Origin of the sequence: Pseudomonas plecoglossicida NBRC 103162 = DSM 15088, assembly GCF_000730665.1 — a bacterium.
Lineage (GTDB): Bacteria > Pseudomonadota > Gammaproteobacteria > Pseudomonadales > Pseudomonadaceae > Aquipseudomonas > Aquipseudomonas plecoglossicida.
On the sequence record NZ_BBIV01000010.1, the window covers coordinates 1 to 22,506 of the forward strand.

Consider the following 22,506-nt stretch of genomic DNA (forward strand, 5'->3'; position numbering starts at 1 on the left):
ACCGATCATTCGATCGAAGCGCTTCCAGCACTACCTGGATCGTTTAACTCTTTGAATCTCAAGGAGTTTCTCGTTCCGACTACGCTGGAAGTGGGGCGCATTATAAGGGGATTCGAAACCCCGTCAACCTTTAATTTCATATATTTGAAATATTCTGGCGAAGACCGCATCAAGGCCAGCAGGTGCCTGCCACGAACCTTCTGCACCTGGGAGATCGAGCGCCGCCCGCGCGGCGCATCGCGGCTAAAGCCGCTCCTACGTTTGTTGCAACGTGCCACATTCTTTCAGGCCAGGGTTGTCCGCCTTTGGCGCCCGCCAAGAAATCGCGTCGTATCATCTAGGCTGGCAACCATGCCCTATCAGGCATAGGTACGTTGCAACAAACGTAGGAGCGGCTTTAGCCGCGATGCGCCGCGTGGGCGGCGCTCGATTTCATGAACACCAAATCCTTCAAGGCAAGCACCCTTCAGCCTCCCAAAATAGAAGCGGGGAGGCCTGTCGGCCTCCCCGCTTTCACTTCATGCCTTATTACAGGCTAGGGAACGCAAACTGCGAGGCCTCATGGCTAGCGCGTTGCGGCCAGCGCTGGGTGATTGCCTTGCGACGGGTGTAGAAGCGCACGCCGTCCGGGCCATAAGCATGCAGGTCACCGAACAGCGAACGCTTCCAGCCACCAAAGCTGTGATACGCCACCGGCACCGGCAGCGGCACGTTCACACCGACCATGCCCACTTCAATCTCGTCGCAGAACAGGCGCGCCGCCTCACCGTCACGGGTGAAGATGCAGGTGCCGTTGCCATACTCGTGATCGTTGATCAGCTGCATGGCCTGCTCCAGGCTGTTCACACGTACAACGCACAGTACCGGGCCGAAGATCTCTTCCTTATAGATGCGCATCTCCGGGGTCACCTTGTCGAACAGGGTGCCACCCACGAAGTAGCCATCTTCATTGCCTGCCACACGGAAGCCGCGGCCATCGACCACCAACTTGGCGCCAGCAGCAACACCGTCGTCGATATAGCCGACCACCTTGTCGCGGGCGGCAGCGGTGACCAGCGGGCCCATGTCCAGGCCACAGGAAGTGCCTGCACCGATCTTCAGTGCCTTGATCTGCGGTTCCAGCTTGGCGATCAGTGCATCGGCAACCTGGTCACCCACACACACCGCAACCGAAATGGCCATGCAACGCTCACCGCACGAACCGTAAGCCGCACCCATCAGCGCGCTGACAGCATTGTCCAGGTCGGCATCAGGCATCAGCACCGCATGGTTCTTGGCGCCGCCCAGCGCCTGCACACGCTTGCCGCGCTTGGTGCCCTCGGCATAGATGTATTCAGCAATCGGGGTCGAGCCCACGAAACTCAGGGCCTTGACTTCCGGTGCCTCGATCAGCGCATCCACTGCTTCCTTGTCGCCATGCACCACGTTGAGGATGCCTTTTGGCAAACCGGCTTCAAGGAGCAACTGGGCGATGAACAGGGTCGAGCTCGGGTCGCGCTCGGACGGTTTCAGGATGAAGGCGTTACCGCAAGCGATGGCCAGTGGGTACATCCACAGCGGCACCATCGCCGGGAAGTTGAACGGGGTAATGCCGGCCACCACGCCCAGCGGCTGGAAATCCGACCAGGCATCGATGTTGGGGCCGACGTTACGGCTGTATTCGCCCTTCAGCACTTCCGGCGCCGCGCAGGCGAACTCGACGTTCTCGATACCACGCTTGAGTTCACCAGCAGCGTCTTCAACGGTCTTGCCATGCTCTTCGCTGATCATCTGCGAGATCTTGGCTTCGTTCTGCTCCAGCAGCTGCTTGAAGCGGAACATCACCTGGGCACGCTTGGCGGGCGGGGTGTTGCGCCAGGCCGGGAAGGCGGCCTTGGCGGAGTCGATCGCTTCCTGCACGGTCGCGCGGCTTGCCAGCTCGACCTTGCGAACCGCCTGGCCGGTGGACGGGTTGAAGACATCGGCGGTGCGCTCACCCTTGGTGACCAGCTCGCCGTGGATCAGGTGCTGAACGATGCTCATGCATAACTCCAGATAAAGAAGGTAGAAGCGGGCGCGCGATCAGTTCGCGCGCCTTGCGTCACAATCGGAAAGATCAGTCGATCTTGTTCAGGGCGTCGCCGACCGCGTCGAACAGGCGGTCCAGTTCCTGCGGCTGGGTATTGAAGGTTGGGCCGAACTGCAGGGTGTCGCCACCGAAGCGCACATAGAAGCCGGCCTGCCAGAGTTTCATCGCAGCTTCATAGGGACGGACGATGGCATCGCCATCACGGGCGGCAATCTGGATCGCGCCGGCCAGGCCGTAGTTGCGGATGTCGACGATGTTCTTGGTGCCTTTCACGCCGTGCAACAGCTTCTCGAAGTGCGGCGCCAGTTCAGCCGCCGACTGCACCAGGTTTTCCTTCTGCAGCAGGTCGAGCGCGGCAATACCTGCGGCGCAGGCCACCGGGTGGGCCGAGTAGGTATAGCCGTGCGGGAATTCGACGGCATACTCCGGGGTCGGCTGGTTCATGAAGGTCTGGTAGATCTCGCTGGTGGCGATCACGGCGCCCATCGGGATGGCGCCGTTGGTCACCTGCTTGGCGATGCACATCAGGTCGGGGGTCACGCCGAAGGCTTCGGAGCCGGTCATGGCGCCCATGCGGCCGAAACCGGTGATCACTTCGTCGAAGATCAGCAGGATATTGTGCTGGGTGCAGATTTCACGCAGACGCTTCAGGTAGCCCTTCGGCGGCGGCAGTACACCGGCGGAACCGGCGAGCGGCTCGACGATCACGGCCGCGATGTTGGACGCATCGTGCAGCTCGATCAGCTTGAGCATTTCATCAGCCAGGGCGATGCCGCCCTCTTCCGGCATGCCCTTGGAGAAGGCGTTCACCGGCAGCACGGTATGAGGCAGGTGGTCGACGTCCAGCAGTTGGCCGAACATCTTGCGGTTGCCGTTGACGCCGCCCAGGCTGGTGCCGGCGATGTTCACGCCGTGGTAACCACGGGCACGGCCGATGATCTTGGTCTTGGTCGCCTGGCCTTTCAGGCGCCAGTAGGCGCGAACCATCTTCAATGCGGTGTCGGCGCACTCGGAACCGGAGTTGGTATAGAAGACGTGGTTCAAGTCGCCCGGCGTCAGATCGGCGATCTTCTCGGCCAGCTGGAACGACAGCGGGTGACCGAACTGGAAGGCCGGCGAGTAGTCCAGGGTACCGACCTGACGCGCGACCGCCTCGGTGATCTCCTTGCGGGTATGCCCGGCGCCACAGGTCCACAGACCGGACAGGGCGTCGAAGATCTTGCGCCCTTTGTCATCGATCAGGTAGCTGCCTTCGGCCGCCACGATCAGGCGTGGGTCGCGCTGGAAGTTGCGGTTGGCAGTGTAGGGCATCCAGTGGGCATCCAGCTTCAGCTGGCTGGCGATACCGGTGTTAGCGGTTTCGGGCATGTTCATCGGCGGTTCCTCGGAAGACGATTAGGCAACGATGGATGTTGTTGCAGCTAAATTCGCACGCAGATAAAGTCTGAAAAAGCCCACATTTCTAATCTTCAGATCGAACAAGACTAAACTTATGAGCCGACGCCCCGATCCCCTCGCACAGGTCAGCGATTTCGATATACGCCTGCTGAAAATCTACCGAAGCGTAGTGGAGAGCGGTGGCTTCTCGGCGGCGGAGAACGTGCTCGGCATCGGGCGCTCGGCCATCAGCCAGCAGATGAACGACCTGGAGCAGCGCCTCGGCCTGCGCCTGTGCCAGCGGGGCCGCGCCGGCTTCTCACTGACCGAGGAGGGCCGCGAGGTCTATCATTCGGCGCTTCAGTTGCTCAGCGCCCTGGAGACCTTTCGCACGGAGGTCAACGGCCTGCACCAGCACTTGCGGGGTGAGCTCAACATTGGCCTCACAGACAACCTGGTGACCCTGCCGCACATGCGCATCACCCACGCCTTGGCCGAGCTCAAGGACCGCGGCCCTGACGTGCGCATACAGATCCGCATGATCGCCCCCAGCCAGGTCGAGCAAGGGGTGCTCGACGGCAGCCTGCATGTTGGCGTGGTGCCACAGACCAGCCCACTCTCAGGCCTCGAATACCAACCCTTGTACAGCGAACGCTCGCTGCTCTACTGCGCCGTTGGCCACCCGTTGTTCTATGCCGACGACCAGCAGATCGACGACGATCGCCTCAACAGCCAGGAAGCGATCGCTCCGACCTTCCGCCTGCCCGCCGATGTCCAGGCCCACTACCAGGCCCTGAACTGCACCGCCAGTGCCTCCGACCGTGAAGGCATGGCATTTCTGATCCTGACCGGTCGCTACATTGGCTACCTGCCTGACCATTACGCCACCTTCTGGGTCCAGCAAGGCCGCCTGCGCGCGCTCAAGCCGTCCCAGCGTTTCTACGACCTGAGCCTGAGCTGGGTCACACGCAAAGGGCGGCGGCCGAACCTAGTACTGGAAAGCTTCCTCGAAAGCCTGGCTGCGACACGCTGATGCCTGCATCGACGCTAATGCTTGTCACTTGTGCACAGGCAGGTAATCTTGTCCGACATCCGTTGCCACAGACCTGTACGGAATCGTCCATGACCCTAGAAGTCCCTGCGCATCGCCTCTCCGCCTCGGGCAAGCCCGCCGGCCGCATCCGCCAGAAGAACGAACAGGCCATCATCCAGGCCGCCGAAGACGAATTCGCCCGCCATGGTTTCAAGGGCACCAGCATGAACACCATCGCGCTGAAGGCGGGATTGCCCAAGGCCAACCTGCATTACTACTTCACCAACAAGCTCGGCCTGTACATCGCCGTATTGAGCAACATCATCGAGCTGTGGGACAGCACGTTCAACGCCTTGAGCGTCGAGGACGACCCGGGTGCGGCGCTCAGCCAGTACATCCGCACGAAGATGGAGTTTTCCCGGCGCAACCCGCAAGCCTCGCGGATCTTCGCCATGGAAGTGATCAGCGGCGGAACGTGCCTGAGTGAATACTTCAGCGCCGACTACCGCGAATGGTTCCGCGGTCGCGCCGCGGTATTCCAGGCCTGGATCGACGCAGGCAAGATGGACCCGGTCGACCCGGTGCACCTGATCTTCCTGCTCTGGGGCAGCACCCAGCACTATGCCGACTTCGCGACCCAGATCTGCCAGGTCACCGGCCGCAGCCGCCTGACCAAGCAAGACATGGAAGACGCGAGCAGCAACCTTATCCACATCATTCTCAAGGGATGCGGCATCGCGCCGAGCGCCTGACATCTATCTATGCCTTCTACCCTGCTAGACCTCTGCGAGTTTCGCGAGGAAATCCGCAAGAGTCGCTTCATTACCCTCGCCGGCCCGATTGCCAGTGCCGCCGAGGCAATGAGTTTCATCGAACGCCACAGCGACCTGGCCGCCACGCACAACTGCTGGGCCTGGAAGCTGGGCGCGCAATATCGCAGCAGTGACGACGGCGAACCGGGTGGCACGGCCGGGCGCCCCATCCTGGCGGCCATCGAGGCACAGGACTGCGACCAGGTGGTAGTGCTGGTCATCCGTTGGTATGGCGGTATCCAGCTGGGCACTGGTGGCCTTGCGCGGGCCTATGGCGGTGGAGCCAACAAGTGCCTGCAGCAGGCACCGAAGCGGCTGCTGGTACAGCGCAGTGAGTTCGCTTGCAGCTGCAGCTTCAGTGAACTGGCGCTGGTGAAGTTGCGCCTGGCGGAAGTGGATGGCCTGGTGCTTGACGAGCAATTCACCGCCAACGGCGTCGACCTGCACATTGCGTTCGGCGAAGCGCACCTGCCTGCCTTGCAGCAGCAGTTGGCAGACCTCAGCCGCGGTCGAATCCATCTCCAGGCACGCTGAACTTTGCTCACAACAACTGTGGGTCGGTTTGTGGATAAGCTTGGGGCACTCTGCTGGAACCCTCGCCGCTCAAGGCCTGCGCACTATTGAGCATATTTTGATCACCGTTTGATGACAACCCCAAGCGCTTGACTTGTCGAGTGTTATCCACAATGCGTCAGGGACATTTCACAGATACGTCAGTGGCGTTTGCACACATTAACTGTGGATCAGCCTGTGGATAACCAGTTGACCAACAACCCAAGCGCCCGACGCCGCACGCCCGTGCGTCGCTGATTATTTTTTAACCACCCTTTTGATGCAGGCGCATGGCCTTCCTGTGCAGTATGCTCAATTCCTTTTTCCCACTCAGAGTAAGGAATGTTCCTATGGCTAATTCAAGAACCGCCCTGATCATCGGCGCCTCTCGCGGGCTTGGCCTCGGCCTGGTGCAGCGGTTGCACGAAGATGGCTGGAACATCACCGCCACGGTACGTGACCCACAAAAACCCGGCGCACTGGGTGACGTTCCGGGGGTGCGTATCGAACAGCTGGAAATGAACGACACGGCACAGCTCGATGGCCTGAAACAGCGTGTTCACGGTGAAGTGTTCGACCTGGTGTTCATCAACGCCGGGGTCATGGGCCCTCTGCCACAAGACCTGGAAGCGGTGCAGCAACAGGACATTGGCGCCCTGTTCATGACCAACGCAGTAGCGCCGATCCGCGTCGCGCGTCGCCTGGCCGGCCAAGTACGGCAAGACACCGGCGTACTGGCGTTCATGAGCTCGATTCTGGGCAGTGTGACCATCCCCGATGGTGGCGAAGTGTGCCTGTACAAAGCCAGCAAGGCCGCGCTGAACTCGATGATCAACAGCTTCGTGGTCGAGCTGCAGCGCCCTGACCTTTGCGTGCTGGCCATGCACCCCGGGTGGGTGAAAACCGACATGGGCGGCGAAAACGCCGAGATCGACGTACTCACCAGCACCCGAGGCATGCTCGAGCAGGTCAAGGCACAAAGCGGCAAGGGCGGCCTGCGCTTCATCAACTACAAAGGCGAAGCCCTCGTCTGGTGAGTCGAGCCTGATCACCGCTTGGCGCAATACAGGCCCGGCCAAGCGCAATGCCTGGCCGGGCCCTGTAGAATGGCGGCAACCGTACATGATCGAGCCCCCCCCATGTATGAATGGTTGAACGCCCTGCCCAAGGCCGAACTGCACTTGCACCTCGAAGGTTCGCTCGAACCCGAATTGCTGTTCGCCCTGGCCGAGCGCAACAAGATCGCCTTGCCCTGGAATGACGTCGAGACCCTGCGCAGCGCCTATGCCTTCAACAACCTGCAGGAATTCCTCGACCTGTACTACCAGGGCGCCGATGTACTGCGCACCGAGCAGGACTTCTATGATCTGACCTGGGCCTACCTGCAGCGCTGCAAGGCCCAGAACGTCATTCATACCGAACCCTTCTTCGACCCGCAGACCCACACCGATCGCGGTATCCCGTTCGAGGTCGTGCTCAACGGCATCAACCAGGCACTGAAAGACGGCCGTGAGCAACTGGGTATCAGCAGCGGCCTGATCCTGAGCTTCCTGCGTCACCTCAGTGAAGACGAAGCACAAAAGACCCTCGACCAGGCCCTGCCCTTCCGCGACGCGTTCATCGCCGTTGGCCTGGACAGCTCCGAAATGGGCCATCCGCCCAGCAAGTTCCAGCGCGTGTTCGACCGTGCCCGCAGCGAAGGCTTCGTCGCCGTTGCCCACGCCGGCGAGGAAGGCCCGCCCGAATACATCTGGGAAGCCCTCGACCTGCTGAAGATCAAGCGCATCGACCATGGGGTGCGTGCCATCGAAGACGAGCGCCTGATGCAGCGCATCATCGACGAGCAGATCCCCCTCACCGTGTGCCCGTTGTCGAACACCAAGCTCTGCGTGTTCGATCACATGAGCCAGCACAACATCCTCGACATGCTCGAGCGGGGCGTGAAGGTGACGGTGAACTCGGATGACCCGGCTTATTTCGGCGGGTACGTCACCGAGAACTTCCATGCCTTGTACACTCATCTGGGCATGACCGAAGACCAGGCCCGCCGCCTGGCCCAGAACAGCCTGGACGCGCGTCTGGTCTGACACGCCCGCGCCGGCGTTCAGCCCACCTGCAGTGTGGTGACCCGGGCAATGCGGTTGATCTGCTGAATGCCTTCGGCGGAAATCTGCATCGCCCGCGTCCCTCCTGCCTCGCGTATCCAGCCAGACTGCTGAAACAGCGTGAGCAGTGCCTGCCCCAGGCTGCCGCCCAGATGCGGCCCCTGGTCGCTCCATTGGTTGCAGTGACAGATCACGCAACCACGCTGCTGGCGCGGAGCCAATGCATCGATGAATACGCCAATGCCTGCCAGCTCTGCCCTTCCTTTATCGCTGACCATCAATTGTCGCTCGCTACTCTCGAGCCAACCCGAGACCACCAGGCGGTGGTACAACTCACCGGCCAACTCGCCCCCCAGATGGTCACCGCAACGACGCGCCCTGCGCATCGACATTGGCAACTGTACCGATCCGCCGCCCTGCTGGCCGTCATTACCCAACTGCACACTGGCGAGCGCTTCGACCGCGGCCCCCACCTGGGGAGTGGCAAGCCTGAAGTAGCGCTTTCGGCCTCGGGCTTCGAGCCTGAGCAAGCCGGCCGAAGACAATAGTGACAAGTGCGCGCAGGCAGAGGATGAGGTCAACCCGGTCATCATCGCCAGTTCATCGGTCGGACGCGGCGTGCCGTCGATCAACGCCCACAACATTGCGCTACGTTTGGGGTCGGCCATCAGGCCGGCAATCTGACTGATACTACTGACTGCATTCATGTCGTGTTACTCCCTGCAAACCACATCTGATTTCCAAATGGCCAACCGTGGCAAGGCCGATCTACCTTCTCGGCAGGTGCCAGACGCGACCTGCGAACGTTTCCGCCGAGGCAAGTGCCGACCGCAGTATAAGCCGCGCGCGCGCCCGTCCCCGCGGGCATCCCGTGGGTAACATTGGCAAAGTGGAATTGGGTACGGCACCCCTTGAGAGCAAGGCACCGCCCAGCGGCAGGGGCGCCAGGCACCCTCTGACAAAGGAAGCTGCCCGCTGACAGGGAAGAAACAGGCCAGGGGGAACAATGGCCCTTGACGCGCAAGCGACTCTGCCGACAGCGCACTTCCTCAAATAGCGCAAACTTCAGCGAACCTTCCTCACGCTTCGAAGCGTTGCACAGGCCAGCGCCCCTACCGCCAGTCCGAACACCCAACCAACCCATGGCGCAGGGTTGCCGCAGCGCTACACTTGATCCGCTCTCCCCCTTTTCGGAGGTATGCCGCGATGAAGATTGTCATCAGTGCGTCGAACCGCAACCCCGACCGCCCTTGGCAAGTGATGCTCGACCAGCATGTGGTGGGCTTTCGCAGCGAGGCCGAAGCACGCGCCTTCGTCGCGACCCTGGAGACGCGCTTGCAGGCCCCTCATCCGCTCATGCCGGGCGCCTGGCCTGCAAACTCCGGGTCAGTAGCGCGACACTGACCACCGCCGCACCGCACAGGCTGATCACCAGCGTCATGGGCACCGCGCTGCCATCGTGCAGCAGGCTGACCAATGACGCAGCGCCGGCGGCGACGCTGAATTGCAAGCAGCCCATCAAAGCCGAGGCGCTGCCGGCCCGAGCGCCCTGGCCACTCATGGCGCAGGCCGAGGCATTGGGAATGATGCAGCCGAGGCTGGCGATGCAGACGAACAGCGGCACCAGCAGGGGCCACAACTGCGCAGGGCGCAACGCTGCCACGCCAAGCAGGACCAGCCCCGCCGCCAGGTAGAACCACACCGCACGCACCAGCAGGAACGCCGGACCACGCTTGGCCAGCAGGCGTGCGTTGACCTGCGCCACCAGGATGAAGCCCGCCGCATTGGTGCCGAACAGCCAACCGTAATGCTCGGGTGGTACGCCATAGAGCTTGATGAATACGAAAGGTGAACCGGCAATGTAGGCAAACATCCCGGCGATGGCGATGCCACCAGTCAAGGCATGCCCGATGAACACACGATCGGCCAGCAATCGCAGGTACTGACGCAGCGCTCCCGACAGCGGTTGGCGCGGGATGTGCGCAGGCAGGCTCTCTGGCAGGCCCCGGCTCACCGCCACCAGACAGCAGGCACTGAACAGGCTCAAGGCGAGGAAGATCGACTGCCAGCCAGCCAGGGTCACCAGTACGCCGCCGAGCATCGGCGCAAGGATGGGCGCCAGCCCCATCACCAGCATCAGTTGCGAGAACACCTTGGCCGAAGCCACCGGGTCGCATTTGTCACTGACGATGGCCCGCGACAGCACCATCCCGGCACAACCGCCCAAGGCCTGAACGAAACGCGCCAGGATCAGGGTGTCGAGGTTGGGTGCATAGGCGCAGGCCAGCGACGCGAGGGTGAACAGCGCTACACCGAACAGCAACGGCTTGCGCCGACCAAAGCGATCGGCCACCGGTCCATAGGCCAGTTGGCCGAGCGACAGGCCGAGGAAGTACGCTGCCAGGGTGGCCTGTACATGTTTCTCATCGGTGGCGAACGCCTGCGCCATCGCCGGGAAGGCGGGCAGGTAGAAGTCGATCGCCAAGGGCCCGAACGCACTCAATGCGCCCAGGATCAGCACCATTCGCAGGTTCATCAGGAATCCATAGCAGGCTAAGCAAGCGCGTAAGTCTACCTGCAGTGGACCCCTTCAGTATGAAAACATTTGCAACGAAATAGCCCAGGCTCAAGCCACCTCGACCTGGTAGCCCTCTTCACGGATCGCCGCCATCACCTGCTCGACCGCCAATGCGCTCTGCACGCGTACCTGCCTGGCGGCAAGGTCGACCTCCACCTGCGCCTTGGCATCCTGCTCCTGCACCGCGCGGGTGACCGCTTTCACGCAATGGCCGCAGGTCATGCCTTGTACGTTGAACACTTGCATGGGTATCGCCTCCTTGTGGGTTTTGCCCAGTTTCAAGCTTGCCATTGGGGCAAGGTCAAGTTCTGCGGCGAACGGCCGGGGTGGAAATCCGCGCGCACCTCGGCCAAGCTGCGCCTTTGACGATTCAGGCAAGCAGGAGATTCTTCATGTTCAGGGCAGCAGTGAGCGTAGTCGGGTTACTGGGTGTGTTGGCCGCAGTGCCGCCAGCCAGCGCCGAGGGCAACTCGGACTACAGCGTACTGATCATTTCCCGGGAGCGCCTGGAAGTGGCCACCAGCTGCGAAATCGGCATCTACCTAAACGATCAACTCTCCGGTCGCGTTTTCCAGGAGCAATCGACCTCCTTCAATCTGCCGCCAGGTCCGGTCGATGTGCGGTTGCGCCTGTTGCCGGGGCAAATGCCCGGCTGCGCCCCAGGCATCGAGGACCAGCGCAGCACGCGCCTGACCTTGCAGGCGGGGCAGATCAACAAATACCGCATTGCGATGGGGCACAATGGGCTTGAGTTAAAGCGAGCCGGCCTGGGCTATTGACCTTCCCCGCGTGGCAAGGTTGATGCTGGAGGCCTGTCCAAGGAGGAGAGCCATGCCCGCATCTACCACTTTCGACCTGCCGATTTCCGGCATGACCTGTGCCAGCTGTGCTGGCCGTGTCGAGCGCGCGCTGCGCAAGGTCAACGGCGCAGAACAGATCAACGTCAACCTGGCGACCGAACAGGCCCGCGTCCAGGCCCCGGCCGGCAGCCTGCCCGCCCTGGTCGACGCCGTGCGCGCGGCAGGCTACGGCGTGCCGACCCGCACCGTGGAACTGCAGATCGGCGGCATGACCTGCGCCAGCTGCGTTGGTCGCGTCGAGCGAGCCCTCGGCAAAGTGCCAGGGGTCGAGCAGGTCAGCGTCAACCTCGCCAGCGAACGCGCCCATCTCGAGGTGCTCCAGGCACTCGATGATCAGCTGTTGATTGCCGCTGTCGACAAGGCCGGTTACCACGCCAGACTGCCACAGGCGCACCCGGATGATCAGCAGGCTGCTCAGCGCCGCCTGCGCAACGAACGCCTTGCAGTCGGCGCCGCCTTGCTGCTGGCGCTGCCCCTGGTGCTGCCGATGCTGGTGCAACCCTTCGGCCTGCACTGGATGCTGCCAGCCTGGGCGCAGTTCCTGCTGGCCACGCCGGTGCAGTTCATCCTCGGCGCACGCTTCTATGTCGCGGCCTGCAAAGCCGTACGCGCCGGCGCCGGCAACATGGACCTGCTGGTGGCCCTTGGCACCAGCGCCGGCTATGGCCTGAGCCTGTACCAATGGGCACAAGCGCCTGCCGGCACGCAGCCGCATCTCTACTTCGAGGCTTCGGCGGTGGTGATCGCCCTGGTGCTGCTGGGCAAGTATCTGGAGAGCCGCGCCAAGCGCCAGACCGCCAGCGCCATCCGCGCACTCGAAGCGTTGCGCCCCGAGCGCGCCGTGCGTCTGGTCGACGGCCGTGAAGAGGACGTGGCGATCGCAATGCTGCACCTGGGCGACCTGGTGCTGGTCAAGCCGGGGGAGCGCTTCCCGGTGGATGGTGAGGTAGTGGAAGGCCGCAGCCACGCCGACGAAGCCCTGATCAGCGGTGAAAGCCTGCCAGTGCCCAAGCAACCGGGTGACAGCGTCACCGGCGGCGCCATCAACGGCGAAGGCCGGTTGTTGGTGCGCACCCAGGCCGTAGGCACCGAAACCGTGCTGGCCCGCATCATTCGCCTGGTCGAAGACGCCCAGGCGGCGAAGGCACCAATCCAGAAGCTGGTCGACCGTGTCAGCCAGGTGTTCGTCCCAGCGGTACTGGTGCTGGCGCTGGTCACCCTGGTCGGCTGGTGGCTGGCGGGTGTGCCGCTAGAAACCGCGCTGATCAACGCAGTGGCCGTGCTGGTCATCGCCTGCCCCTGTGCCTTGGGCCTGGCCACGCCGGCCGCGATCATGGCCGGTACCGGTGTCGCCGCACGCCACGGCATCCTGATCAAGGACGCCGAAGCCCTGGAGCGGGCGCACGCGGTGAACCGTGTGGTGTTCGACAAGACCGGCACGCTCACCTCTGGCAGCCCACGGGTGGTGCATAGCCAGGCGCTGTACGCTGACGGCGCCGAACTGCACCGCCTGGCCGGCGCCTTGCAGCGTGGCAGCGAACACCCGCTGGCCAAGGCCGTCCTGGATGCCTGCGCCGAACAAGGTCTGGACGTACCGCCCGTAGCCGACAGTCAGTCGCTCACCGGCCGCGGCATCGCCGGGCGGGTCGACGGGCGCGAACTGGCCCTGGGCAATCGCCGTCTGCTCGACGAAAGCGGCCTGCAACCCGGCGATCTGGCGCCCATGGCGCAAGCCTGGGAAGCCGAAGGCCGCACCTTGTCGTGGCTGATCGAACGCGGTGCGCAACCTCGCGTGCTGGGCCTTTTCGCTTTCGGCGACAGCCTCAAGGAGGGTGCCGAACAAACGATCAGCACGCTGCATGCACAACACATCAGCAGCCACCTGCTGACCGGTGACAACCGCGGCAGCGCCAAGGTCGTGGCCGAGCATCTGGGCATCGACGATGTCCATGCCGAAGTGTTGCCTGCCGACAAGGCCGCCACCGTGGCTGCGCTGAAAAAGAACGGCGTGGTGGCGATGGTCGGCGACGGCATCAACGATGCCCCGGCCCTGGCCGCCGCCGACATCGGCATTGCCATGGGCGGCGGCACCGACGTGGCCATGCAGGCTGCCGGCATCACGCTGATGCGTGGCGATCCGCGGCTGGTGCCCGCCGCGCTGGAAATCAGCCGCAAGGCCTACGCTAAAATTCGCCAGAACCTGTTCTGGGCCTTCATCTACAACCTGATCGGCATCCCCCTGGCCGCGCTGGGCTACCTCAACCCTGTGCTGGCCGGCGCCGCCATGGCCCTGTCCAGCGTCAGCGTGGTCAGCAATGCCTTGTGGCTGAAAACCTGGAAACCCACCAGCACCTCCCAGGAGGCCCCATGAACATCGGCCAGGCCGCCCGCCACAGCGGGCTCAGCACCAAGATGATCCGCTACTACGAGTCCATCGGGCTGCTCAAGCCGGCCACCCGCAGCGACAGCGGCTACCGCCTGTACCAGCCGCAGGACCTGCACAGCCTGGCGTTCATCAAGCGCTCCCGCGACCTGGGCTTTTCCCTGGAGGAAGTAGGCAAGCTGCTGACCCTGTGGCAGGACCGCCAGCGCGCCAGTGCCGACGTCAAGGCGCTGGCCGTGCAACACATCGATGAACTGAACCGGCGCATCGAAGAGTTGGTCAGTCTGCGCGATACCTTGAGCGAGCTGGCCGCCCACTGCCAGGGCAATAACCGACCCGACTGCCCGATTCTCAAGGACTTGGCCAATGGCGGCGAATGCTGCCACTGACCGCCAGGGCAAGTCTGGTATGCCATATTAGCCTCAAGCCGACCGAATAGTCGCCAAATGCGACTTCGCCCAATAAATACGGGCATTTCGCTCAAAAAATCCCGGGCGCTGCCGATGCATTGAGCATCGCGTGTCGATAAAAACAAACTCCGGGAGCGTCGATAAACATCAAACAGAAACTGACCTGGGCATTCGCGGTCATCGCCGCGCTGCCCATCGTCCTCGTGGCCACCCTGGTGGTCATCAACCTGCGCGGCGAAGCCCGCGACGGATTCCTCGACAGCAGCAGCCGCGAGATCCGCCAGGTCAGCAATGCGATGGCACGCGAAGGCCAGCAACAGATCGACGCTGCGGTGCACAGCGTCGACCGCCTGAGCCAGGAAATCGAACAGTCGGCCCAGTCGATCCAGCAACTGGAGCGTGACAGCAATGCGATCCAGTCGATTCTCGGCACCATCCGCTCGATCGCCGAGCAGACCAACCTGCTGGCATTGAACGCCGCGATCGAGGCGGCAAGGGCCGGAGAACAAGGCCGCGGCTTTGCCGTGGTGGCCGACGAAGTGGCCGGGCAGATGCATGCCAGCCTCGAGGTGTCGCAGCAGTCGGTCAGCCGCATCGGCATGGCCCGTGACAGCTTCGGCCAGATTCGCGAGTCGGTGGACGTCATCCGCGACATGAACACCCAGATCGCCACGGCGGCAGAGGAACAGCACCAGGTGGCCGAGGACATCAACCGGCATATCAGCCAGATTCATGGCGATGCACAACTGGTGGCGGAACTGGCCCAGGCGGCGCGGCAGGACTCCGAGAGCCTGGCCGGGTTGTCCAACGAGCTGGATTCGCTGGTGCTGCGGTTCCGTACCTGATCTGCAGCCCTTGCCGGCGATAGGGCCGGCACAGGCAACTACAGCTTCAACTCACCCGGCGTGGCGCCAAACAACTGCTTGAAGGCAGCGATGTAAGCCGAGGTGGAGTCATAGCCACACCCGAGTGCCGCCTCGGTCACGCTGTCCCCGGCCTCCAGCAACGCCAGCGACGACAGCAAGCGCATGCGCTGTCGCCAGTTGCGAAAGCTCAACCCGGTTTCACGCTGGAACAGGCGCATCAGGGTCTTCTCCGAGCACGCCAGTTGCAGCGCCCACTCCTGCAGGGTCTGCCCCTGGTCGGGCGCTGCGATCAGCCCATTGCACAGCGCCAACAAACCCGGATGTCGGGGCAACGGCAACGAGAACCCCACTTCGGGCAGCGTGCGCAACTGGTCGAGCAGCACCGCCACCAGGCGCGCCTCGACACTTTCGCCTTCCGGGTAATGCGCCGGGTACAGGCAGAACTGCTTGATCAGCTCCCGCGCCAGTGGCGTCACCTCCAGTACCCGGCACTGCGTCGGCGCCCATGGGCAGGCGTCGCGGCGGATGTACAGGCTGCGCATTTCGGTGCGCCCGGTCGTCACCACTTGATGTTCGGCATCGGCGGGAATCCACACGCCCCACTGCGGCGGCGCGAAGTAGCTGCCCTCACGGGTGTACACGCCCAGTACGCCACTGATGGCATAGGAGAACTGCACCCAGTCGTGACGGTGGCAAGTGGTCCAGGAGCCCGCACCCAGGCTTTCGGCGCGGGCGTAGAGCGGCCTGGGCAAGTGATCCAGTGCAGGAATGGCGCGGGGGTGTCCGATGCTCGGCATGGTGATTTCTTATAGCGCTGAGCAGACAAGCCTAACACCTGCACGCGCGATCTGCCCTCTTCGCCGGCAAGCCGGCTTGCCGGCGAAAAGGCCGACGCGGTCTCAGCGCTCGACGATCACCGTCACGCCCTGCCCCCCCGCCGCGCAGATCGAAATCAACCCGCGTCCCTTGCCCGCCTTGGCCAGCAACTTGGCCAAGCTGGCCAGAATCCGCCCGCCGGTCGCGGCAAACGGATGCCCAGCCGCCAATGAGCTGCCCTTGACGTTGAGCTTGCTGCGATCGATGGCCCCCAACGGTGCCTCCAGCCCCAGCCGCTGCCGACAGTAATCGGCATCCTCCCAGGCCTTGAGGGTACACAGCACCTGGGCTGCGAAGGCTTCGTGAATCTCGTAGTAGTCGAAGTCCTGCAGGCTCAGGCCGTTGCGCGCCAGCAGCCGAGGCACGGCGTAGACCGGTGCCATCAGCAGCCCTTCCTGGCCTTTGACGAAATCCACCGCCGCCGTTTCGCCATCGACCAGGTAAGCCAATACCTCCAGCCCCTGGGTCTGAGCCCACTCCGGTGTGCCCAGCAGCACCAGCGAAGCGCCATCGGTCAACGGCGTGGAGTTGCCCGCCGTCAGCGTACCCAGGCCGCTGTGGTCGAACGCAGGCTTGAGCCTGGCGAGTTGCTCCAGGTCCAGATCGGGCCGCAGATTGTTGTCGCGCGCAAGGCCCATGAACGGCGTGAGCAGGTCGTCCTGCCAGCCTTCGGCGTAGGACGCTGCCAAGCGCTGGTGGCTGAGCAGCGCCAGTTCATCTTGCTCGGCACGGCCTATCTGCCAGGTCTGCGCCATGCGCTCGCAGTGCTCGCCCATCGACATGCCGGTGCGGGGCTCGCCATTGCGTGGCAGCTCGGGCTTGAGATGGCCAGGGCGCAGTTGCAGGAACGGCTTGAGCCGCTCACCAAGGTTCTTGCCGCGATTGGCCTGCAGGAGGATACGACGCAGCCCCTCATTGACGGCGATCGGCGCATCGGAGGTGGTGTCCACGCCGCCAGCGATACCGCAGTCGATCTGCCCCAGGGCAATCTTGTTGGCCACCAGCAGCGCGGCCTCCAGGCCCGTCCCACAGGCCTGCTGGATGTCATAGGCAGGCGTTTGTGGCGACAGGCGCGAGCCCAGCACGCATTCGCGCGTCAGGTTCATGTCGCGCGAATGCTTGAGCACCGCGCCCGCCGCCACCTCGCCCAGGCGCAGGCCATGCAGGCGATAGCGTTCGATCAGACCCTCGAGGGTCACGGTGAGCATCGCCTGGTTGCTGGCGGTGGCGTAGGCGCCGTTGGAGCGAGCGAAGGGAATTCGGTTGCCGCCCAGGATCGCGACCCGGCGAAGTGAACGCATGCGTGGATTCCTCCTGAAAGCATTTCGGTCCGTACAGCCTAGGTGTTTTTGCCGCATTCGAACGACCTTGCCACAAAGTTGGTCCACACTTGCAAGCTTGCCTTCAGGGAGACCCGCACATGAGCGACCGCTATCTCGGCTTTGCCAACTCCAACCTCGGCCGTCGCCTGATCGACGCCCTTGGCCTGCCGCGCCCGGCGCCGCTGGAGCGCTGGCAGGCCGGCCGCCTGCGCCCGGTGGAGGGCGCCCTGGTGCTGGGCGGAGGGCCGTTGGCCAATACCCTCGAAGCCATCGCACCGCGCCTGACCGACGAATGCTACAGCTTCAATGGCGAAGGCTTGCAGGTGCCCGCCTGGGTCGCCGGTCTGGGGCCGAAGATCAAGGCCGTGGTGTTCGATGCCAGCCATTTGTCCGACAGCGACGCGCTCAAGCAGTTGCGTGAGTTCTTCCAGCCCTTGCTGCGCAGCCTGGCCGCCTGCGCCCATGTGGTGATCCTTGGGCGTGCGCCGGAACAGCTCGACGACCCGCTGGCCAGCGTTGCCCAGCGTGCCCTGGAAGGTTTCAGCCGTTCGCTGGCCAAGGAGCTGCGCAATGGCGCGACCGCGCAGCTGCTGTACGTCGCCGAAGGTGCCGAAGATCAGCTCGAAGGGGCCCTGCGTTTCTTCCTGTCGCCCAAGAGCGCATTCGTTTCCGGCCAGGTGCTGCGCCTGCAACCCTGCGCCCGGCAGGTCGAGGACTGGACCCGGCCGCTGGCCGGCCAACGCGCCCTGATCACCGGCGCGGCGCGGGGCATCGGCGCGGCCATTGCCGAGACCCTGGCGCGCGACGGCGCCCAGGTCATGCTGCTGGACGTGCCGCAGGCGCAACAGGACCTCGACGCCCTGGCTGCGCGCCTGGGCGGCAAGGCCCTGGGCCTGGACATCTGCGCCGCCGATGCCGCCGCGCAACTGCTCGAAGCCCTGCCCGACGGCATCGATATCGTCGTGCACAACGCCGGCATCACCCGCGACAAGACCTTGGCCAACATGACCCCGGAATACTGGGACGCGGTCATGGCGGTCAACCTCAAGGCCCCGCAGGTGCTGACCCAGGCGCTGTTCGATGCGGGCGCACTGGGCGAGCATGCCCGCATCACCTTGCTGGCGTCGGTCAGCGGCATCGCCGGCAACCGTGGCCAGTCCAACTACGCCGCGAGCAAGGCCGGGCTGATCGGCTTCGCCCAGGCCTGGGCGCCGAAGCTCGCCGCCCGCAGCGCCACCATCAACGCCGTGGCCCCAGGCTTCATCGAGACCCACATGACCGGCGCCATGCCCGTGGGCTTGCGCGAGGCCGGGCGGCGCTTGAGCTCGCTGGGCCAGGGCGGGCGCCCACAGGATGTTGCCGAGGCCATCGCCTGGCTCAGCCAGCCAGGGTCCGGCGCAGTCAACGGGCAAGTGCTGCGGGTGTGCGGCCAGGCATTGATGGGGGCGTGAACATGAACCGGCAATGGCACGACCTGCATAGCCCCGATGCCCGCGCGAGCCTGTACCTGCGTGCGGCCAGCAAACGCAAGATCAGCGGCAGCACGCTACCGGCCGATGGCCTGCGCTGCTTCATTCGCGTGCAACCCGAGAACCTCGCGGCCTACCGCCGGCTTTGCCACTTCACCGACGACGGGCGGCTACCGGCCACCTACCCGCATGTGATGGCTTTCACCCTGCAGCTGCAACTGCTCACTGCCCACGACTTCCCTTTCCCCCTGCTCGGCCTGGTTCACCTGCACAACCGCATCGAAGTGCTGCGCCCCCTGGGCGGCATCGATGGGCTGCAGTTCGCGGTGTTCGCCCAAAACCTGCAGGCGCATGCCAAGGGCGGCACCTTCGATCTGGTGACCGAAGCCGAAGATGGCCTTGGCCTGCTCTGGCGCGAAACCAGCCGCATGCTGGTGCGCGGCCTGCACCTCGAAAGCCAGCCCGGGGCCAGTGAAGACAGTGAACCTGCCCCCCTGCCGGAAGCCACCCGCTGGTATGCCGACAGCGATATCGGCCGGCGCTACGCCAAGATCTGCGGCGACTACAACCCGATCCACCTGAGCGCCGCCAGCGCACGTCTGTTCGGTTTTCCCAAGGCGATTGCCCATGGCATGTGGAGCAAGGCCATGGCATTGGCAGCGCTGCGCACTCATCTGCCCAGCAGCGGGTACGGCTTCGAGGTGGATTTCCGCAAGCCCGTGCGCCTGCCATCGGAAGTGGTCCTCAGCGCCAGCGAGCCAGGCCCTGCCGGTGAGCTGCGGCTGGATGGCCACGGTGAACTGCTGCACATGGTCGGGCGCTGGACAGTGCTCTAGCGCGCCGAATCCACTTGCTTTGCCGGGGGCCTGCGCCGAAGCTATGCGGCATTAGGAGACCCCCGATGAACCTGCAAGAACTTACCGAACGCCTGCACCAGATCCGCGACAACAACGACTGGCGCGGCTTCCACAGCCCGAAGAACCTGGCCATGGCGGCCAGCGTGGAGATGGCCGAGCTGGTGGAAATCTTCCAGTGGCTGAGCGAGGAGCAATCGCGCCAGCTGCCAGCAGAGCAGCTGGCCCATGCCGGCCAGGAGGTCGGTGACGTGGTCCTCTACCTGTTGCTGCTGTGCAGCGAACTGGGCCTGGACATGGAGCAGGTGGTGCGGGCCAAGCTTGCCGACAGCGAGAGGCGCTTCGCACGATGAACGACCGTCACTTCGATGAGCTGGCCACCCGCTTCGCCGAGAAGATCTACGGTGGCGCCAAGGGCGCGATCCGCCTGGCCGTGCTCCAGGCCGACCTGGCCGAGGCCCTGCCCGAGCGCCCCTTGCGCGTGCTCGACATTGGCGCCGGGCTCGGTCACATGGCCCTCTGGCTGGCCGAGCGCGGCCACCACGTGACGCTTGCCGAGCCGGCCGCGCCGATGCTCGAAGGGGCACGTGCACGCTTTGCCGAAGCCGGCCAGCCAGCCACCTTCATCCAGGCGCCATGGCAGGACCTGCTCGGCCAGCTCACCGAGCCCTACGACCTGGTGCTGTGCCACGCCGTGCTCGAATGGCTGGCCGAACCGGAAAGCATCCTGCCGGTGCTGCACCAGCTGACCGCCGCCGGTGGCTGGTTGTCGCTGGCCTTCTACAACCGCGATGCGCTGGTCTATCGCAACCTGCTCAAGGGCCATTTCCGCAAGCTGCGCAGCAACCGCCTACAGGGTGAAAAACAGAGCCTCACGCCGCAAAAACCGCTTGATCCGCGTGAGCTCAAGGCGCAACTTGAATCCATGTGGCAGGTTGAAAGCGAGAGTGGCGTGAGGGTATTCCACGACTACATGCCCAAGGAATTCCAGGACAAGGCCGAGTTGCTCGACCTGCTGGAAATGGAACTGGCGCACCGCCGTCACCCAAGCTTCGCCGGGCTCGGTCGCTACCTGCACTGGATGTGCCGCCCCCGCTGACCCGCCCGCCGGGAGGAATGCATGCCGTACCGTCCGTTGTGCCTGGCCCTGCTGCCACTTGCCCTGTGCGCGTGCCAGGCAACCAACCCCTACGTCGCCAGCAGCCGCCCGCTGCCACCGGCACCGCCACAGGCGGCCAACACCTTCGACGCCAGTGCCTACCCGGCCCCTGAACGGGACTACGGGCATTATCGCAGCTGGAGCTGGCGCGACGGCCAACTGCCCACCGGCAATGCCGACGCCGACCCCAGCCAACTGGCCGAGGCCGTCAGCGGTGCGCTCGATCAGCATGGCCTGCGCCCGGCCAGGGGCAGCGCCGGCGACCTGCTGGTCAGCGCCGACCTGCGCCTGGAGCGGCGCCTGCGCCAGGTGCGCGACTACGACTACTACGACCCCTATTACGGCCCATACCCCTACGGCGCCGTGGGCTACGGCGGCTACCGCAACGGTTATGGCGCCTATGCCAGCGTGCCGATCGTGCGCACCTACGAGGTCGAAGTGATGGTGGTACGCATCGACCTGTATGACGCCCGCAACGGCGAGCCTGTGTGGAGCGCGAGCGCCGAAAGCGGCAGCGACCAGGACTCGCCTCGGGAGCGCGAAAGTGCCCTGCGCGAGTCGGTGCACAAAGCGCTCAGCGGCTATCCTCCCAGTTAATGTTCATTGGAGATTCATCATGTTGCGTCGCCTTGTTCTATTGTCCTGCGCGCTGCTGCTAGCCGCCTGTTCGAGCAACAACGTCCAGCAGGATTACGACGCCAGCCGCGACTTCGCCGCCTACCGCAGCTGGGCGTGGCAGGAGCCTGGCCTGCAGTACCGCCCGGATGATCCGCGCATCAAGAGCGACCTGACCGAGCAGCGCATCCGCCAGGCCGTCGACGAGCAGCTCGACCAGCGCGGCCTGCGCCCGGCCCAGGGCAACAGCCCTGCCGACCTCAAGGTGCGTGCCTACCTGATCGTCGAGCAGCGCCAGCAACAGATCACCACCAACTACGGTGGCGCCTGGGGGGGTTACTGGAACGGTTACTGGGGTGGGCCGATGTACAACGAGACCCGCAGCGTCGACTACAAGGTAGCGACCATCCAGGTCGACATGTTCGATGGGCACGACGGCAAGCTGGTCTGGCGTGGCAGCGCCGAGCAGATCATGAACAACTATCCGCCCAGCCCCGAGGAACGCAACAGCGCGATCCAGAAGACCGTGACCGCCGTGTTGAGCAATTACCCGCCGGGTAGCAAGAAATAGCCTTGGCGTAGCCCGTTCGTCAGTTCGCGTCTACCCTCATTGGGAAACCTGACTGAACGGGTAGCAGTGTTCAACGAATAGGGACTGCCAATGCAAAGCATTGTTCTCCTGATGTGGCTTGCCTTGTGCACTGAACAAGATATTCGCGAACGCCAGATCGCCAACATGCTGACCCTGGGCGTCGCTGCCTGCGCCCTGGTCTGGCTGTTCGTCACTGGCCACAGCTGGATCGGCGCCGATGCCAGCGAGGCCGGCTGGGCACTGGCCATCGTCATGCTGCTGACCCTGCCCGGCTACATGCTCGGGCGCTTCGGCGCCGACGACGTCAAGCTGATGGGCGCCCTGGCGCTGGCCACCAGCCCTCAATACGTGCTCGGCACCTTCATCGGCGCCGGCGTCAGCCTGCTGCTGTGGCTGGCGACACGCCGGCGCCTGTGGACCCTGCTCAACCCCAAGGTAAAGAAACGCCTGCAGACCCTGACCGAGCAGATGGGCGACAAACAGGCCTTCGTGCCGTACGTGCTCGCCGGCTTTCTGCTTACCGCTGTATGGATCCAATGACCATCCCTGCGGTCCGATAGCTTGTACATGCCTTG

25 protein-coding genes are annotated in these 22,506 nt (G+C 64.1%); 18 read left to right on the top strand and 7 right to left on the bottom strand.

The window, feature by feature from the left end:
• Positions 1–369: hypothetical protein (locus PPL01S_RS25540; protein ID WP_217997301.1), on the top strand; the 369-nt coding region annotated here is incomplete at its 5' end.
• Positions 370–528: 159 nt separating this feature from the next.
• Here PPL01S_RS25540 and PPL01S_RS07240 read toward each other — a convergent pair.
• Both PPL01S_RS07240 and aptA read right to left on the bottom strand, forming a co-directional pair.
• Complete coding sequence (locus PPL01S_RS07240; RefSeq protein ID WP_008095787.1) at positions 529–2,022, bottom strand: CoA-acylating methylmalonate-semialdehyde dehydrogenase; 1,494 nt, start codon at positions 2,020–2,022, stop codon at positions 529–531.
• 73 nt (positions 2,023–2,095) lie between these two features.
• On the bottom strand, positions 2,096–3,442 hold the full coding sequence (gene aptA / locus PPL01S_RS07245; RefSeq protein ID WP_016395138.1) for an omega-aminotransferase AptA: 1,347 nt from the start codon (positions 3,440–3,442) through the stop codon (positions 2,096–2,098).
• A gap of 118 nt (positions 3,443–3,560) precedes the next feature.
• Here aptA and PPL01S_RS07250 point away from each other — a divergent pair, with 118 nt between their 5' ends.
• The 5 genes from PPL01S_RS07250 (at position 3,561) to PPL01S_RS07270 (ending at position 7,929) form a co-directional block, all read left to right on the top strand.
• A complete protein-coding gene (locus tag PPL01S_RS07250; protein ID WP_016395139.1) occupies positions 3,561–4,478 on the top strand; it encodes a LysR family transcriptional regulator in 918 nt (305 codons plus the stop codon).
• Between the two features lie 89 nt (positions 4,479–4,567).
• The gene (locus tag PPL01S_RS07255) at positions 4,568–5,230 is read left to right on the top strand and encodes a TetR/AcrR family transcriptional regulator (protein ID WP_016395140.1); all 663 of its coding nucleotides are present in this window, start codon (positions 4,568–4,570) and stop codon (positions 5,228–5,230) included.
• Between the two features lie 9 nt (positions 5,231–5,239).
• Positions 5,240–5,824: an IMPACT family protein gene (locus tag PPL01S_RS07260; RefSeq protein WP_016395141.1), complete on the top strand. Its 585-nt coding sequence runs from the start codon at positions 5,240–5,242 to the stop codon at positions 5,822–5,824.
• Between the two features lie 368 nt (positions 5,825–6,192).
• Positions 6,193–6,879 carry an SDR family oxidoreductase gene (locus PPL01S_RS07265; RefSeq protein ID WP_028625512.1) on the top strand — a complete coding sequence of 229 codons (687 nt, stop codon included), beginning with the start codon at positions 6,193–6,195 and terminating at the stop codon, positions 6,877–6,879.
• Positions 6,880–6,981: 102 nt separating this feature from the next.
• The gene (locus PPL01S_RS07270) at positions 6,982–7,929 is read left to right on the top strand and encodes an adenosine deaminase (protein WP_028625511.1); all 948 of its coding nucleotides are present in this window, start codon (positions 6,982–6,984) and stop codon (positions 7,927–7,929) included.
• A 17-nt stretch (positions 7,930–7,946) separates the two neighbouring features.
• Here PPL01S_RS07270 and PPL01S_RS07275 read toward each other — a convergent pair whose 3' ends face one another.
• Complete coding sequence (locus PPL01S_RS07275) at positions 7,947–8,654, bottom strand: ArsR/SmtB family transcription factor (RefSeq protein WP_016395144.1); 708 nt, start codon at positions 8,652–8,654, stop codon at positions 7,947–7,949.
• 499 nt (positions 8,655–9,153) lie between these two features.
• Here PPL01S_RS07275 and PPL01S_RS25615 point away from each other — a divergent pair, with 499 nt between their 5' ends.
• Positions 9,154–9,351 carry a hypothetical protein gene (locus tag PPL01S_RS25615; RefSeq protein WP_016395145.1) on the top strand — a complete coding sequence of 66 codons (198 nt, stop codon included), beginning with the start codon at positions 9,154–9,156 and terminating at the stop codon, positions 9,349–9,351.
• Here PPL01S_RS25615 and PPL01S_RS07280 read toward each other — a convergent pair.
• Positions 9,302–10,483 carry a multidrug effflux MFS transporter gene (locus tag PPL01S_RS07280; protein ID WP_016395146.1) on the bottom strand — a complete coding sequence of 394 codons (1,182 nt, stop codon included), beginning with the start codon at positions 10,481–10,483 and terminating at the stop codon, positions 9,302–9,304. The two genes, PPL01S_RS25615 and PPL01S_RS07280, sit on opposite strands and share 50 nt — an antisense overlap.
• A 90-nt stretch (positions 10,484–10,573) precedes the next feature.
• Positions 10,574–10,771 (bottom strand): heavy-metal-associated domain-containing protein, encoded by a 198-nt coding sequence (locus PPL01S_RS07285; protein WP_016395147.1) that lies wholly within the window; start codon positions 10,769–10,771, stop codon positions 10,574–10,576.
• A gap of 146 nt (positions 10,772–10,917) precedes the next feature.
• Here PPL01S_RS07285 and PPL01S_RS07290 point away from each other — a divergent pair, with 146 nt between their 5' ends.
• From PPL01S_RS07290 to PPL01S_RS07305, 4 genes are all read left to right on the top strand, one after another.
• Positions 10,918–11,304 carry a hypothetical protein gene (locus PPL01S_RS07290; protein ID WP_016395148.1) on the top strand — a complete coding sequence of 129 codons (387 nt, stop codon included), beginning with the start codon at positions 10,918–10,920 and terminating at the stop codon, positions 11,302–11,304.
• Positions 11,305–11,356: 52 nt separating this feature from the next.
• Entirely contained in the window at positions 11,357–13,756 is a 2,400-nt protein-coding gene (locus tag PPL01S_RS07295; protein WP_028625510.1) for a heavy metal translocating P-type ATPase, read from the top strand.
• On the top strand, positions 13,753–14,157 hold the full coding sequence (cueR, locus tag PPL01S_RS07300; RefSeq protein ID WP_016395150.1) for a Cu(I)-responsive transcriptional regulator: 405 nt from the start codon (positions 13,753–13,755) through the stop codon (positions 14,155–14,157). Before PPL01S_RS07295 ends, cueR begins: the two co-directional genes overlap by 4 nt.
• Positions 14,158–14,474: 317 nt before the next feature.
• Positions 14,475–15,023 carry a methyl-accepting chemotaxis protein gene (locus PPL01S_RS07305; protein WP_373271167.1) on the top strand — a complete coding sequence of 183 codons (549 nt, stop codon included), beginning with the start codon at positions 14,475–14,477 and terminating at the stop codon, positions 15,021–15,023.
• A 38-nt stretch (positions 15,024–15,061) separates the two neighbouring features.
• Here PPL01S_RS07305 and PPL01S_RS07310 read toward each other — a convergent pair whose 3' ends face one another.
• A complete protein-coding gene (locus PPL01S_RS07310; protein WP_028625509.1) occupies positions 15,062–15,841 on the bottom strand; it encodes an AraC family transcriptional regulator in 780 nt (259 codons plus the stop codon).
• A 102-nt stretch (positions 15,842–15,943) separates the two neighbouring features.
• A complete protein-coding gene (locus PPL01S_RS07315; RefSeq protein WP_016395153.1) occupies positions 15,944–17,221 on the bottom strand; it encodes an acetyl-CoA C-acetyltransferase in 1,278 nt (425 codons plus the stop codon).
• Positions 17,222–17,340: 119 nt separating this feature from the next.
• On the opposite strand from PPL01S_RS07315, the gene PPL01S_RS07320 reads away from it, so the two are divergent.
• The 7 genes from PPL01S_RS07320 to PPL01S_RS07350 all read left to right on the top strand — a co-directional run bounded on the left by PPL01S_RS07320 (position 17,341) and on the right by PPL01S_RS07350 (position 22,471).
• Positions 17,341–18,693, top strand: a complete 1,353-nt coding sequence (locus PPL01S_RS07320) for a 3-oxoacyl-ACP reductase (RefSeq protein ID WP_016395154.1) — start codon at positions 17,341–17,343, stop codon at positions 18,691–18,693.
• Positions 18,694–18,695: 2 nt separating this feature from the next.
• On the top strand, positions 18,696–19,547 hold the full coding sequence (locus tag PPL01S_RS07325; protein ID WP_016395155.1) for a MaoC family dehydratase: 852 nt from the start codon (positions 18,696–18,698) through the stop codon (positions 19,545–19,547).
• 65 nt (positions 19,548–19,612) lie between these two features.
• Positions 19,613–19,918 carry a MazG-like family protein gene (locus PPL01S_RS07330; protein ID WP_016395156.1) on the top strand — a complete coding sequence of 102 codons (306 nt, stop codon included), beginning with the start codon at positions 19,613–19,615 and terminating at the stop codon, positions 19,916–19,918.
• Positions 19,915–20,664: a methyltransferase gene (locus PPL01S_RS07335; protein ID WP_016395157.1), complete on the top strand. Its 750-nt coding sequence runs from the start codon at positions 19,915–19,917 to the stop codon at positions 20,662–20,664. Before PPL01S_RS07330 ends, PPL01S_RS07335 begins: the two co-directional genes overlap by 4 nt.
• Before the next feature lie 21 nt (positions 20,665–20,685).
• Entirely contained in the window at positions 20,686–21,321 is a 636-nt protein-coding gene (locus PPL01S_RS07340) for a DUF4136 domain-containing protein (RefSeq protein ID WP_028625508.1), read from the top strand.
• Positions 21,322–21,340: 19 nt separating this feature from the next.
• Positions 21,341–21,910, top strand: coding sequence for a DUF4136 domain-containing protein (locus tag PPL01S_RS07345; protein ID WP_028625507.1), 570 nt, complete (start codon positions 21,341–21,343; stop codon positions 21,908–21,910).
• A gap of 90 nt (positions 21,911–22,000) precedes the next feature.
• Positions 22,001–22,471, top strand: a complete 471-nt coding sequence (locus PPL01S_RS07350; protein WP_016395160.1) for an A24 family peptidase — start codon at positions 22,001–22,003, stop codon at positions 22,469–22,471.
• The last annotated feature ends 35 nt before the right edge of the window (positions 22,472–22,506 follow it).